At 59.5% G+C, this 12,395-nt stretch carries 13 protein-coding genes and 1 tRNA gene; 8 read left to right on the top strand and 6 right to left on the bottom strand.

Annotation, left to right across the window (positions count from 1 at the left end):
- Nucleotides 1–145: 145 nt before the first annotated feature.
- Nucleotides 146–595 (top strand): carboxypeptidase regulatory-like domain-containing protein, encoded by a 450-nt coding sequence (locus DKY63_RS21255; protein WP_110965883.1) that lies wholly within the window; start codon nt 146–148, stop codon nt 593–595.
- Nucleotides 596–687: 92 nt separating this feature from the next.
- Here DKY63_RS21255 and DKY63_RS21260 read toward each other — a convergent pair.
- The 5 genes from DKY63_RS21260 to DKY63_RS21280 all read right to left on the bottom strand — a co-directional run bounded on the left by DKY63_RS21260 (nt 688) and on the right by DKY63_RS21280 (nt 4,910).
- Nucleotides 688–763, bottom strand: a tRNA-Phe gene (locus DKY63_RS21260).
- A 102-nt stretch (nt 764–865) separates the two neighbouring features.
- Nucleotides 866–1,138, bottom strand: a complete 273-nt coding sequence (locus tag DKY63_RS21265; protein WP_110965884.1) for an oxidative damage protection protein — start codon at nt 1,136–1,138, stop codon at nt 866–868.
- Nucleotides 1,135–2,202 (bottom strand): A/G-specific adenine glycosylase, encoded by a 1,068-nt coding sequence (gene mutY / locus DKY63_RS21270; RefSeq protein ID WP_110965885.1) that lies wholly within the window; start codon nt 2,200–2,202, stop codon nt 1,135–1,137. The genes DKY63_RS21265 and mutY overlap by 4 nt, the downstream gene beginning before the upstream one ends.
- On the bottom strand, nt 2,199–4,427 hold the full coding sequence (locus DKY63_RS21275) for an AsmA family protein (RefSeq protein WP_110965886.1): 2,229 nt from the start codon (nt 4,425–4,427) through the stop codon (nt 2,199–2,201). The genes mutY and DKY63_RS21275 overlap by 4 nt, the downstream gene beginning before the upstream one ends.
- Before the next feature lie 78 nt (nt 4,428–4,505).
- Entirely contained in the window at nt 4,506–4,910 is a 405-nt protein-coding gene (locus tag DKY63_RS21280; protein WP_110965887.1) for an acetyl-CoA sensor PanZ family protein, read from the bottom strand.
- Nucleotides 4,911–5,188: 278 nt separating this feature from the next.
- On the opposite strand from DKY63_RS21280, the gene DKY63_RS21285 reads away from it, so the two are divergent.
- The 7 genes from DKY63_RS21285 (at nt 5,189) to DKY63_RS21315 (ending at nt 11,000) form a co-directional block, all read left to right on the top strand.
- Nucleotides 5,189–6,850: an OFA family MFS transporter gene (locus DKY63_RS21285; protein ID WP_110965888.1), complete on the top strand. Its 1,662-nt coding sequence runs from the start codon at nt 5,189–5,191 to the stop codon at nt 6,848–6,850.
- A 263-nt stretch (nt 6,851–7,113) separates the two neighbouring features.
- Nucleotides 7,114–7,707 (top strand): imidazoleglycerol-phosphate dehydratase HisB, encoded by a 594-nt coding sequence (hisB, locus tag DKY63_RS21290; protein WP_024778052.1) that lies wholly within the window; start codon nt 7,114–7,116, stop codon nt 7,705–7,707.
- Nucleotides 7,707–8,345, top strand: coding sequence for an imidazole glycerol phosphate synthase subunit HisH (gene hisH / locus DKY63_RS21295; RefSeq protein WP_110965889.1), 639 nt, complete (start codon nt 7,707–7,709; stop codon nt 8,343–8,345). Before hisB ends, hisH begins: the two co-directional genes overlap by 1 nt.
- On the top strand, nt 8,346–8,606 hold the full coding sequence (locus DKY63_RS21300) for a DUF2164 domain-containing protein (protein ID WP_110965890.1): 261 nt from the start codon (nt 8,346–8,348) through the stop codon (nt 8,604–8,606).
- Between the two features lie 42 nt (nt 8,607–8,648).
- Nucleotides 8,649–9,386, top strand: coding sequence for a 1-(5-phosphoribosyl)-5-[(5-phosphoribosylamino)methylideneamino]imidazole-4-carboxamide isomerase (gene hisA / locus DKY63_RS21305; RefSeq protein WP_110965891.1), 738 nt, complete (start codon nt 8,649–8,651; stop codon nt 9,384–9,386).
- A 9-nt stretch (nt 9,387–9,395) separates the two neighbouring features.
- Complete coding sequence (gene hisF / locus DKY63_RS21310) at nt 9,396–10,166, top strand: imidazole glycerol phosphate synthase subunit HisF (RefSeq protein WP_007897430.1); 771 nt, start codon at nt 9,396–9,398, stop codon at nt 10,164–10,166.
- A gap of 78 nt (nt 10,167–10,244) precedes the next feature.
- Nucleotides 10,245–11,000, top strand: a complete 756-nt coding sequence (locus DKY63_RS21315) for a substrate-binding periplasmic protein (RefSeq protein WP_110965892.1) — start codon at nt 10,245–10,247, stop codon at nt 10,998–11,000.
- On the opposite strand, the gene DKY63_RS21320 is transcribed toward DKY63_RS21315, so the two are convergent.
- Entirely contained in the window at nt 10,981–12,321 is a 1,341-nt protein-coding gene (locus tag DKY63_RS21320; RefSeq protein ID WP_110965893.1) for a Vps62-related protein, read from the bottom strand. The genes DKY63_RS21315 and DKY63_RS21320 overlap by 20 nt on opposite strands.
- Nucleotides 12,322–12,395: the final 74 nt, after the last annotated feature.

Here is a 12,395-nt window from a genome sequence, read left to right on the forward strand (position 1 = left end):
CCCGATGGCGTGTGAGATATCAGAGTTGTTTCATGTAGTACGTTTCGTACTGGACTCAATCACCAATCCATCTAAAACCCCGCCGCGATACCTGAACTCCAAATTAAGTAACGATTGGGTTCTGTAGAGCCCGGGAGTCGTCATCATGAAGCGTTTCCATTCACTGATGTTGCCCCTCGCCACGGTCGGCGTTTTAATGTTTCCCGCCTTGTTGCAAGCCTCCAGCCTGGATCCTGTCGACAGCATGGGCGTGCAGGTTCAGCGGCAGGAGCAAAACGGGATTACCTATCTGTCTGGCGGTATTGGCGAGGATGAAGCGAAAGCCATTCAGCAGACTACGGGTTACAACCTGCACATGACGTTTTCTACCGGGCCGAAGGATGAATACGTGCCCGATGTAAATGTGGTCGTTCAAAAAGCGCCGGGTCAGGCGGTTTTGACCCTGAACCAGGCCGGTCCTCTGGTCTACGCCCAGTTGCCTCCTGGCAAGTACACCGTTGTCGCGACTCGGAATGGGGTAGAGCGGCATGACACTGCGAATGTGGGTAGTGGTGCGGCGCGCAATCTGGTCTTTCACTGGAATGACCTTAAGTAGTCATGACCTGTGAGCGGATCGCTGGAGGTGGCCGCAATTAAATCGCAGGCATAAAAAAACCCTGAATCTTTCGATTCAGGGTTTTCGGTATTTGGTGCCCAGAGACGGAATCGAACCGCCGACACGGGGATTTTCAATCCCCTGCTCTACCGACTGAGCTATCTGGGCAACGGGGCGCATTAAACGGGTTTTTCAGGGGGGCGTCAAGCAAGTTTTCAAAAAAAATTTAATTATTACCGTCGCTTACGTTCCGACCCCCGAAAAAACGGGTTATTCGGACGGCGGCACGTAGCCTTCGGCCTTGGCGTATTCCTCGCCGGAGAAGTACTTGTCCATCTCGCCTTGCAGATATTTGCGATCTTCGGCGTTCATCATGTTCAGGCGTTTTTCGTTGATCAGCAGGGTCTGGTGCTTTTGCCAGTCGGCCCAGGCCTTGGCGGAGACGTGGTCAAAAATGTCCTGGCCTTTGGCGCCCGGAAACGGAGCGCGTTCCAGGCCTGGCAATTCTTCTTTGTACTTGCGGCACATGATGGTGCGGGTCATGACGACTCTCCTGCGTTCAATACGACGGCCGCGCGTTCGAGCAAGGTCTTGACCGGGGCGGCGAGGCCCAGGCGCGGCGGGGTGGCGAGGTTATACCAGAGCCAGTCGGCCTCGGCCACGTGATGGCCGCTCTCCTGGACCTGAACCAGCACGGGTTCGATGGACAACTGAAAATGACTGAAGGTGTGTACGAGGTCAGGCAGCGCCTGTTGCGCGCCAAGCTCCAGCGAGTGTTGCGCTGCCAGATGTTGCAGGTCGTCGAGGTCATCGAGTTCCGGCAAGCTCCACAGGCCGCCCCAAAGGCCCGTTGAAGGGCGACGGTAAAGCAGGATCTCGCCTTCACCGTTGGCAAGCATCGGCATCAGCGTGCGCTTCTGCGGGATGGCCTTGCGTGGCTTGGGAATCGGATAGCGGGTTTCCAGGCCGAGCATGTGCGCTTCGCAGCCCTTTTCCAGCGGGCACAGCAGGCAGCTCGGCTTGCTACGGGTACAGAGCGTGGCGCCAAGGTCCATCATCGCCTGGGTGTAGGCATTGACCCTGTCGTGGGGCGTAAAGCGCTCAGCGTTCGCCCACAGCTGTTTGGCGACCTTCGGCTCGCCGGGGTAGCCCTCTTGCGCGGTAAAGCGCGCCAGCACCCGTTTGACGTTGCCATCAAGGATCGGCGCGCGCAGGCCCATGCTGATGCTGGCTATGGCCCCGGCGGTGGACAGGCCGATACCCGGCAGGTCGGTGAGTTTTTCCACATCCCGCGGAAACTCGCCGCCGTACTGCTCGACGACGATCTTCGCGGTTTTCTGCAGATTGCGTGCGCGGGTGTAGTAACCCAGGCCCGTCCACAGGTGCAGCACTTCGTCCTCGGGCGCGGCGGCCAATGCCTGGACCGTCGGCAGCGAGGCCATGAAGCGGTCGAAGTAGTTCAGCACCGTGCTGACCTGGGTCTGCTGCAACATGATTTCCGACACCCATACCCGATACGGGTTGATGTCCTGTTGCCAGGGTAAATCATGCCTGCCGTGGCGGTCGAACCAGTCCAGCACCGCCGTTGAAAACTGCTCGGCTCTCATCGTTTGAACAGCCCCTTGAGTGCATCCTTGAGTTCCGGGCTGACCTTGTCACCAAGTTTCTCGTCAATTTTTTCGCCAATCCGCTCGCCGGCCATTTTGCTGGCGACCTGACCCATGCGCTCGTTATCCAGACGGCAGGCCTTCGCGCCCAGCTCGAGTGGACCACGGCAGCGCAATGGCCATTCGATGCCGACAAACTTCTCGCCCACCTGACAGGCCGGGTCAGGCATGTCGCTCTTGTCGCCTTCGACGATGATGCCGACGCGATAGTCCATGCCCAGCACCCGCAGATCGACATCGCCGTTGCCATTGACGGTCATGCCCGGGATACGAATTTTCATGTCCGGGTTACTGGCCACGCCGTTACGGAAATTCAGGTTGCCCTTGAGCTCCTGGAACGGTGTGTCCTTGCCACGCGGTTCGCCACTGAGGGTCTTGCGGTTGAGCGTGGCGATGCCTCTGCACAGCTGCTGTTCGAGGTTGGCATTGAGCAGCACGCCATTGTTGATGACGAAACTGGCGTTGCCGTTGAGGGTTTCAATCAGCGCTTTCTGGCTGTTGCCGCTGCCGGTGAGGGTGCTGTTGAGAGTGACCAGGCCTTTGACCGGAGGATTCTTGCCCTGGCTTTCGAGGATTTTCTCCACCGGCACACGGCTGATCTGGGTCTGCAGGTTGAGCAGTGGCGCCTGAGGGCGTACATCGAGGGTGCCCTTGGCGTCGAAGCTGCCTTCGTACAGGTCGCCACGCAGGTTCGACAGGGTCAGCAGTCCGCCCTGGCCGTTGGCCTTGAGGGTGGCGTTGTGGATCGGCAGTTTTTCCAGGGTCAGCTGGCCGAAGGTCAGGTCGGCGTCGACGTCCAGCTTACTCAGGCGCTCAACCGGCAACAGGCGTTCATTGCTCCACGCCTCCTTGGTCGGTGCTTGCGGCAGCGGCGTGGTGCCTGCGCCCGCCATTGCGTCGGCTTCGGTGCTGGCAACTTCCGCCTGGCGCACCTGTTTTGCGCTGTTGGCCTCGGCGGACTTTGGCGGCAGGTAGCGGTCGACGTTGAAGGTATCGGCCTTGAGGGTGGCGCGCAGTGACTGTTTGGCGAAGTCTTCGACCGCGATGCGGCCGCTGAAGGTGCTGTCGTCGACTTTCAGATTGATGTCATCGAGCACAAGGCTGGTAGGTGTACCGGCAAGACGGCTGACCAGTTCGACCTTGCTCAGGCTGCCTTCAGCCATCTTTGGCATTTGCTGGCCGATACTGTCGACGAATTTCGCCAGATCGAACTGGGCAATCGACAGACCGCCACTGACCTGCGGCGTCTTGTCGAGCTCGTTGACCTTAAGCTCGCCCAGTGCACGAAGCTGATTGGCGGAGATTTTGATGCCGGTCCATTCGGCGACATTGGCGGCCCTGTCCAGCAGCAACTGGCCCTGGGCGGCAAAGGTCATGGTCTTGCCTTGCAGCGGATCGCCGGCCAGTTCACCGGACAGTTTCATGTCCTCGAGCTTGTAGCGTTGCAGTGCGCGTTCGAAGCGCAGTTCGCCGTTGAGCTCGGTCCGGACCCGCAGGACAGGCTGATTGGTGCCCAGGAAGGCGGTGAGTTTCACCGGAATGTTGGTGGAGTCGTGTACCGGGCCGGTGCTCAGCTGGATGCTTTCCGCACTGAATTGGCGACCGGTTTTCTCGTCGCTGAATTCAACACGGGCGTTGTTGACGGTCAGGCTGTCGATGTCCAGGCGAATGGGTTGCGCCGGTTTTTCCGGCTGGGGGGCAGGTTGCGATGCCGGCTCGCCGGCGGTGGCCGCTGGGGTGCCAGCGGTGTTCGCAGTGGTCGGCACCTTGCCGATGTCTTCCCAGTTGCCGTGGCCGTCCTTATCGCGGTTCAGGCGCAGGTTCAGGCCTTCTACACGCACGTCACTCATCTGCACTTCGCGGCGCAGCAATGGCAGTACGCGGACCGAGAGACCGAGCATCTGCAAGTCGGCGAAAGGCTCGGTTGGCTTGGCCAGGGTTGCCACCCCAGCGTCGTGCAATTCCAGGCCCAGCCACGGGAACAGGCTCCAGCCGATATCGCCATTGAGCGTCAGCTCGATGTGGGCCTTGTCGCGGGCAATCTGACGAATCTCGTCTTTGTAGTCGTTGGGATCGAAGAGGTGGGTCAGGGCAAAGCCCAGCGCCACAATGATCAGCAACAACCCGAGAAGTACCAGACCCAGGATTTTGCCGAACGCTTTCATGGGCGAGTCCTTGTAATTAATCGAATTCAAAATTTAGCCGACGAGTATAGCGCCCCGCGGCGGACGACCGGTCAGTGATCACTCGGACAGGGCATCAAGCGGCACGTTCAGCTTCGCCGCCAGTGCCTGGGCCTCCAGGTGACCGGTGGGTGCGAGCAGATGCAAGGTCGCGCCGGCCTGGGCAGCCATGGTCTGTGCCGCTCGCACCAGACGCTCCGCGACCCCACGGCGGCGGGTGATTTTTCGTACGCACAATTGGGACAGATGCCAGACGTCCGCTTGCCGTTGCAGGCGAGCGGCGCCGAGCAGTCGATCATTGAAACGTCCTGCAATCAACGAGCCTTCCAGCAGATTTGTTTCAATCAGTTGCACGTCCCCGGTGAACGGCGCAAACAGCCATTGCGGAGCGTCACGATAGATTTTCTGCAGATCTTGCTGATCCTGATCGGTGGCGTGATTCAGCAGTTCGACAATGACCGGCATGGTGTCTCCTTCGAATGGGTCGTGATGTCCAGACGCAGCCTTCGGTAGGGGAGCGCATGAGTTAAGGGTGGTACGAGAACAGACAACTTCGAAAAACGTGATGTCACTTTGGTTTTTCTGTCACGTGCAAATGGTAACCTTCGCCCGTTCGTCCGTCCTTCTGCGACCCGATGTCGCACCAAAATGAAGCTTTACCGAAAAAACAGTCGTGCCCGCGTGCGCCAAGGCTGGGGGTGAAGAGTGGCTGGCGAACCATACTAATAATTGGGGGATACACAATGACCACGAGTATTGCGGCTGACGGCTATGCCGGCCAGCCCTCGTTCCTGTCCAAGGAGCGGATCATCGCCAAGCCCGGTTTCAACCGTTGGCTGGTACCACCGGCTGCTCTGGCCATCCACCTCTGCATCGGCATGGCCTACGGCTTCTCGGTGTTCTGGTTGCCGCTGTCCAAGGCCCTGGGCATCACCAAGCCGCTGGCCTGCGCGCCCGACATGAGCTTCATCGCCCAGGTCTTTTCTTCGCAATGCGACTGGCCGATCTCCATGCTTGGCTGGATCTACACCCTGTTCTTCATTTTCCTGGGCTGCTCGGCAGCGATCTGGGGCGGCTGGCTGGAGCATGCCGGGCCGCGCAAGGCTGGCGTGGTGTCGGCCCTGTGCTGGTGTGGCGGCCTGCTGATTTCGGCGTTGGGTATCTATACCCACCAGATCTGGCTGATGTGGATCGGCTCCGGGGTGATCGGGGGTATCGGTCTGGGCCTGGGTTACATCTCGCCAGTATCGACCCTGATCAAGTGGTTCCCGGACAAGCGCGGCATGGCGACCGGCATGGCGATCATGGGCTTCGGTGGTGGCGCGATGGTCGGTGCGCCGCTGGCGGCTGCGTTGATGAACCATTTCGGCTCGCCCGAAGGTGTCGGCGTCTGGCAGAGCTTCGTGGCCATGGCCGCGATCTACTTCGTGTTCATGATCGGTGGCGCGCTGTCCTATCGCGTTCCGCCAACCGGCTGGAAGCCTGAAGGCTGGACCGCTCCGGCGAAAAAGGCTTCGAACGCGATGATCACCCATCGTCACGTGCACGTGAACGTGGCGTGGAAAACCCCGCAGTTCCGTCTGGTCTGGCTGGTGCTGTGCCTGAACGTATCGGCCGGTATCGGCATCCTCGGCATGGCTTCGCCGCTGCTACAGGAAGTTTTTGGTGGCAAGTTGCTGGGCAATGACCTGGCGTTCGGCCAACTGGACGCTTCGCAATTGGCTTCGATCGCTGCCATCGCTGCCGGCTTCACCGGCTTGCTGAGCCTGTTCAACATTGGTGGCCGGTTCTTCTGGGCCTCGTTTTCGGACTACCTGGGTCGCAAAAACACCTACTTCGTGTTTTTCGCCCTGGGCTTTGCGTTGTACGGACTGATTCCGAACCTAGGTCACTTGGGTAGCGTTGCGCTGTTTGTGGCGGCGTTCTGCATCATCCTGTCGATGTACGGCGGCGGTTTCGCGACTGTTCCAGCGTATCTGGCTGACCTGTTCGGTACGCAAATGGTGGGCGCGATCCACGGTCGCCTGCTGACTGCATGGGCGGCGGCGGGTGTGTTGGGTCCGGTATTGGTGAACTACTTGCGTGAGTATCAGCTGAGCATCGGCGTAGAACGTGCCGCTGCTTATGACATCACGCTGTACATCCTGGCGGGCCTGCTGGTGTTGGGTTTCCTCTGCAATCTGCTGGTGCGCCCGGTGGCCGACAAGTACTTCATGACCGACGCTGAACTGGCGGCCGAACAGGCGCTGGGCCACGACAAGGGTTCTGACAGCAGCACTTCGCTGGAGTGGAAAGCCGCTGCGGGTACCAAGCCTTTGGCCGTGGCTGCGTGGCTGGTGGTGGGAATTCCGTTGGCGTGGGGTGTTTGGGTGACCCTGCAGAAGACGGCGGTGCTGTTTCACTAAGTAAAATGCACTATCTCTGTAGGAGCGAGCCTGCTCGCGATGCGGGCCTGACAATCGACAGAAATGTTGGATGTGAGGGCCCCATCGCGAGCAGGCTCGCTCCTACAGGTGTTTTGAGGTGTCCGAAATGGCTTGTATGGACATGTCTATCGCCGATGAATCGCAGGTCTGTCCGTCAGCGATATCACCTCCCGTGTTTCTGTTTGGCGCCCGCACGCCTATAATGGCTGCCTTTTTCGCCCAATGATTTTGCGGAGCTGGTGATGGCCGAACGTAAGGCGTCTGTCGAGCGCGACACTCTGGAAACCCAGATCAAAGCCTCGATCAACCTCGATGGCACCGGTAAGGCCCGATTTGATATCGGTGTTCCTTTCCTTGAGCACATGCTGGACCAGATCGCCCGTCACGGGTTGATCGACCTGGATATCGTCAGCAAGGGCGACCTGCATATCGATGACCACCACACCGTGGAAGACGTCGGTATCACTCTCGGCCAGGCATTCACCCAAGCCATCGGCGACAAGAAAGGCATCCGTCGCTACGGTCACGCCTATGTGCCGCTCGATGAAGCGCTGTCGCGCGTCGTGATCGACTTCTCCGGCCGCCCAGGCCTGCAGATGCATGTTCCGTACACCCGCGCCACCGTCGGCGGGTTCGACGTTGACCTGTTCCAGGAGTTCTTCCAGGGCTTCGTCAACCACGCCAACGTCACCCTGCACATCGACAACCTGCGTGGCCACAACACCCACCACCAGATCGAAACCGTGTTCAAGGCTTTCGGCCGCGCGCTGCGCATGGCCGTCGAGCTCGATGACCGCATGGCCGGGCAAATGCCATCGACCAAAGGCGTTCTGTAATGCAGACAGTCGCGGTTATCGATTATGGCATGGGCAACCTGCACTCGGTGGCCAAGGCCCTCGAGCACGTCGGCGCCGGCAAGGTGCTGATCACCAGCGATGCGAACGTGATTCGCGAAGCCGACCGGGTGGTTTTCCCCGGCGTCGGTGCGATTCGCGATTGCATGGCGGAAATTCGTCGTCTGGGCTTCGACTCGCTGGTACGTGAAGTCAGCCAGGATCGTCCGTTCCTCGGCATCTGCGTCGGCATGCAAGCCTTGCTCGACACCAGTGAAGAGAACGATGGCGTTGACTGCATCGGCCTGTTTCCGGGGGCGGTGAAGTTCTTCGGCAAGGACCTGCGTGAAGACGGCGAGCACCTGAAAGTGCCGCACATGGGCTGGAACGAAGTGAAGCAGACGATCAATCATCCGCTGTGGCACGACATTCCGGACATGGCGCGTTTCTACTTCGTGCACAGCTACTACATCGCCGCCGCCAACGCGCGTCAGGTGGTGGGCAGCGGTCACTACGGCGTCGATTTCGCCGCGGCGCTGGCCGAGGGTTCGCGTTTCGCCGTGCAGTTCCACCCGGAGAAGAGCCATACCCATGGCCTGCAATTGCTGCAGAACTTCGCGGCGTGGGACGGTCGCTGGTAAATGGCCGTCAAGAAATCCAAACCGCCGATCCTGACCCTCACGCCCGAACAGGAGCGTGAGGCCAATCAGAAAATTCAGCGGTTCATGGAGGAGCGCTTCGAACTGGAGCTGGGTTCGTTCGAGGCGGCGGAAATTCTTGAACTGTTTACCCGCGAAATTGCTCCGCACTATTACAACAGGGCGATTTTCGATGTGCAGACGCACCTCAAAGAGAGGTTCGAAAGCATCGAAAGCGACCTGTGGGCGCTCGAGAAAAACTGATTTCCGAGCCAAGCTGAACATTCAATTCTGAAGGTTTGCCAGATGCTGATTATTCCCGCTATCGATCTTAAAGACGGTGCCTGTGTTCGTCTGCGCCAGGGCCGCATGGAAGATTCCACAGTGTTCTCCGATGACCCGGTGAGCATGGCTGCCAAGTGGGTGGAGGGCGGTTGCCGCCGTCTGCATCTGGTCGACCTCAACGGTGCGTTCGAAGGCCAGCCGGTCAACGGCGAAGTGGTCACTGCCATCGCCAAGCGCTACCCGAACCTGCCGATCCAGATCGGCGGCGGTATCCGTTCCCTGGAAACCATCGAGCACTACGTGAAAGCGGGCGTGAGCTACGTGATCATCGGCACCAAGGCGGTGAAAGATCCAGCCTTCGTCGCAGAAGCCTGTCGTGCATTCCCGGGCAAGGTGATTGTTGGTCTTGATGCCAAAGACGGTTTCGTCGCCACCGACGGCTGGGCTGAAATCAGCACTGTTCAGGTGATCGACCTGGCCAAGCAGTTCGAAGCCGACGGCGTGTCCGCCATCGTTTATACCGACATCGCCAAAGACGGCATGATGCAGGGCTGCAACGTTCCGTTCACCGCTGCGCTGGCGGCTGCCACTTCGATCCCGGTGATCGCTTCCGGCGGTATTCACAACCTGGGTGACATCAAGACGCTGCTCGACGCGAAGGCGCCAGGCATCATCGGCGCGATCACCGGACGCGCGATCTACGAAGGCACCCTCGACGTCGCCGAAGCGCAAGCTTTCTGCGATTCGTACAAAGGCTGAGGACTGACCATGGCGCTGGCCAAACGCATCATCCCTTGCCTGGACGTGGACAACGGCCGGGTGGTCAAGGGTGTGAAATTCGAAAACATCCGCGACGCCGGTGACCCGGTGGAAATTGCCCGTCGTTACGACGAGCAGGGTGCCGACGAGATTACCTTTCTCGACATCACCGCCAGCGTCGACGGCCGCGATACCACGTTGCATACCGTCGAGCGCATGGCCAGCCAGGTGTTCATCCCGCTGACCGTGGGCGGCGGCGTGCGTACCGTGCAGGACATTCGCAACCTGCTCAATGCCGGTGCGGACAAGGTGTCGATCAACACCGCGGCCGTGTTCAATCCGGAATTCGTCGGCGAAGCGGCGCAGCATTTCGGTTCGCAATGCATCGTCGTCGCGATCGACGCGAAGAAGGTGTCCGGCCCGGGCGAAACCCCGCGCTGGGAAATTTTCACCCATGGCGGTCGCAAGCCGACCGGCCTCGACGCGGTCGAGTGGGCGAAGAAAATGGAAGGTTTGGGTGCCGGCGAAATCCTGCTGACCAGCATGGATCAGGACGGCATGAAAAACGGCTTTGATCTGGGCGTCACCCGCGCCATCAGCGATGCGCTGGGCATTCCGGTGATCGCTTCCGGTGGTGTCGGCAATCTGCAGCACCTGGCCGACGGCATCCTCGAAGGCCACGCCAGTGCAGTGCTGGCGGCGAGTATTTTCCACTTCGGCGAATACACCGTTCAGGAAGCCAAGGCCTATATGGCTCATCGCGGGATTGTGATGCGCTAAACAAACCAATGCAGGCCAGTGGACATCATGGCGGGCTCAAGGCACTCTTGGGTACGCCATGGATTTCGGTAGCCAGACATGCTTAAACGCCTTCTTCTTGCCCTCGCCAGCGCCTCCGTGTTGTTGATCAACGGGGCTCACGCCGATGACCGACCCGATACCGACATGGTGTTGCTGACGGAAAACTTCCCGCCGTACAACATGGCGAAGAACGGCAAGAACTTCGCTCAGGACGAAAATATCAATGGCATCGCCACCGATATCGTCCGCGAGATCTTCAAGCGCGCCGACATTACCTACAGCCTGACGCTGCGCTTCCCATGGGAGCGGATCTACAAACTCACCCTGGAAAAACCGGGCTACGGCGTGTTCGTCATGGCGCGGCTGCCTGATCGCGAAAAGTTGTTCAAATGGGTCGGTCCGATTGGCCCGGATGACTGGATCATGCTGGCCAAAGCCGATAGCAAGATCACCCTCGAAACCCTGGACGACGCACGCAAGTACAAGATCGGCGCCTACAAAGGCGATGCAATTGCCGAGACCTTGACCAAGCAAGGCTTGAATCCGGTGGTGGTGCTGCGAGATCAGGACAATGCGAAGAAACTGGTCAACGGCCAGATCGACCTGTGGGCCACAGGTGACCCGGCCGGCCGTTACCTGGCAAGGCAGGACGGCGTGACCGGGCTCAAGACGGTATTGCGCTTCAACAGTGCTGAACTCTATCTGGCGCTGAACAAGGACGTGCCGGATGAAATCGTGACCAAGCTGCAGGCTGCTCTGGATCAGTTGCGCAAGGAAGGTGGGGTCGACGACATCATGGCGCGGTATCTGTAACGACTGGTTCGACTACCTGTTGCATAGAGGTAAGGACATTGCAGTCTGTTTCCGCCGGGTACTCGGTCAGGTACAGGCTGTCTATGTCGGTGTAGAGGACGTCGTTGGCCACTTGGGTGCCGTCCTCGCGCAGCAGTTTGTAGTCACTTTCAATCACATAAGCCGCCAGACTGGTTTTTTTCGCGATGCGGGTGATGACTTCCACGGCAGCGGAGGTTGTCCAGCCGATGTGTGAGTTTTCAGTGTGTGTGAACGCTTTGCTCAGTTTCGCCGAGAAGCGAATCGCAGAGGACAGCAGTACATGCAGGCTCATCGGGTTTGACACGTAGAGCGGCCATTCGGACGCGACCCTGATGGTGGTGGCGTCAGTGAACCCCTCCAGTGACTCAATCCTCTGCACGCGTGGCGCTGTCCATTTGAAGGTCTGGCCGATAGTGCCGGTATTGTGCCCGTGCCCGACGAGCACGTAGCGATCCGATCTTTCCAGGCGGTAGAACGGGGATGTCTGGAATTGCTCGAGCTGTGTCAGGTTGAGGTCTATGACCGCGAACCATGGAAGGTGGACCGTTTGAGTGATCGTGGCCATTTCTTCGGCGGTGGGCGATTCATGCCCGGAGAGTGCAGGGGGCTCGGGCGTACGAGCGACTTGCAGCGGTATCTGCATGCGCAGTGAGTAGGCGACGGTATTGGCCGCAGGCCTGTCATGGCTGTTGACACCGATAAAGGTGCCCGGCGAAAAGTAGATCTCGCCCGCCTCGGCACTCGGCGGCTCGATGCCCCAGGCACTGAAGTCCTGGCTGGCGCCGCTGCCACTGTCGCTCCAGATCCTGTTGCTGACGCTGGAGGCGACCACCAGATCTTCCCGGACGCAACGCACGGTATTGAGCAGTGGTTTGTCACGACCATTGGAGCAGACCATTCCCAGTGCCACATAACCGGCAGGAGGAATCGGGCGCCATATCGTGCAGTCGGCGTCGGCGCGGGAGCGCAAATCTTTCCAGACCCGCTCAAAGTCCTCAGGCGCACTCAGCGCTTTTCCTTTCGAGGTATCTCCATCCTCTGCCGGACCTTCGCAAACCACGGCCACCACGGTGTTGCCGTTGATGTTGTCGAAACCGGGGGTGACGAAATCGCCGAGTGGAAAATATCCCGGCAAGGTATCGGGGGCGGGAGTCGGGCGCCAAAAGCTTCCAGGTTTGGAATTGGAGCCCTTGCTGTCCCAGATGCGGTGAAACTCGGTGGTGAAGTTGATCAACAGATTACCGAGCTGTATCGGCGCCCTTTGCGCGATGGGTGATGCTGCGTTTTCGCTGGTTTGCATATTCGATCCTGATGCTCAAGGGTGACTTTAGGAAGCCACGGAGGGTTGAGCGCCTACTTTCAGGATGCGGGATG

The sequence above is a fragment of the Pseudomonas putida genome (assembly GCF_003228315.1).
In the GTDB taxonomy this organism is placed as follows: Bacteria; Pseudomonadota; Gammaproteobacteria; order Pseudomonadales; family Pseudomonadaceae; genus Aquipseudomonas; species Aquipseudomonas putida_S.

Bases quoted from the DNA above. Each gene is read 5' to 3' on its own strand.
- DKY63_RS21255 (WP_110965883.1), top strand. From the start codon at position 146: ATGAAGCGTTTCCATTCACTGATGTTGCCCCTCGCCACGGTCGGCGTT.
- DKY63_RS21265 (WP_110965884.1), bottom strand. From the start codon at position 1,138: ATGACCCGCACCATCATGTGCCGCAAGTACAAAGAAGAATTGCCAGGC.
- mutY (WP_110965885.1), bottom strand. From the start codon at position 2,202: ATGAGAGCCGAGCAGTTTTCAACGGCGGTGCTGGACTGGTTCGACCGC.
- DKY63_RS21275 (WP_110965886.1), bottom strand. From the start codon at position 4,427: ATGAAAGCGTTCGGCAAAATCCTGGGTCTGGTACTTCTCGGGTTGTTG.
- DKY63_RS21280 (WP_110965887.1), bottom strand. From the start codon at position 4,910: ATGCCGGTCATTGTCGAACTGCTGAATCACGCCACCGATCAGGATCAG.
- DKY63_RS21285 (WP_110965888.1), top strand. From the start codon at position 5,189: ATGACCACGAGTATTGCGGCTGACGGCTATGCCGGCCAGCCCTCGTTC.
- hisB (WP_024778052.1), top strand. From the start codon at position 7,114: ATGGCCGAACGTAAGGCGTCTGTCGAGCGCGACACTCTGGAAACCCAG.
- hisH (WP_110965889.1), top strand. From the start codon at position 7,707: ATGCAGACAGTCGCGGTTATCGATTATGGCATGGGCAACCTGCACTCG.
- DKY63_RS21300 (WP_110965890.1), top strand. From the start codon at position 8,346: ATGGCCGTCAAGAAATCCAAACCGCCGATCCTGACCCTCACGCCCGAA.
- hisA (WP_110965891.1), top strand. From the start codon at position 8,649: ATGCTGATTATTCCCGCTATCGATCTTAAAGACGGTGCCTGTGTTCGT.
- hisF (WP_007897430.1), top strand. From the start codon at position 9,396: ATGGCGCTGGCCAAACGCATCATCCCTTGCCTGGACGTGGACAACGGC.
- DKY63_RS21315 (WP_110965892.1), top strand. From the start codon at position 10,245: ATGCTTAAACGCCTTCTTCTTGCCCTCGCCAGCGCCTCCGTGTTGTTG.
- DKY63_RS21320 (WP_110965893.1), bottom strand. From the start codon at position 12,321: ATGCAAACCAGCGAAAACGCAGCATCACCCATCGCGCAAAGGGCGCCG.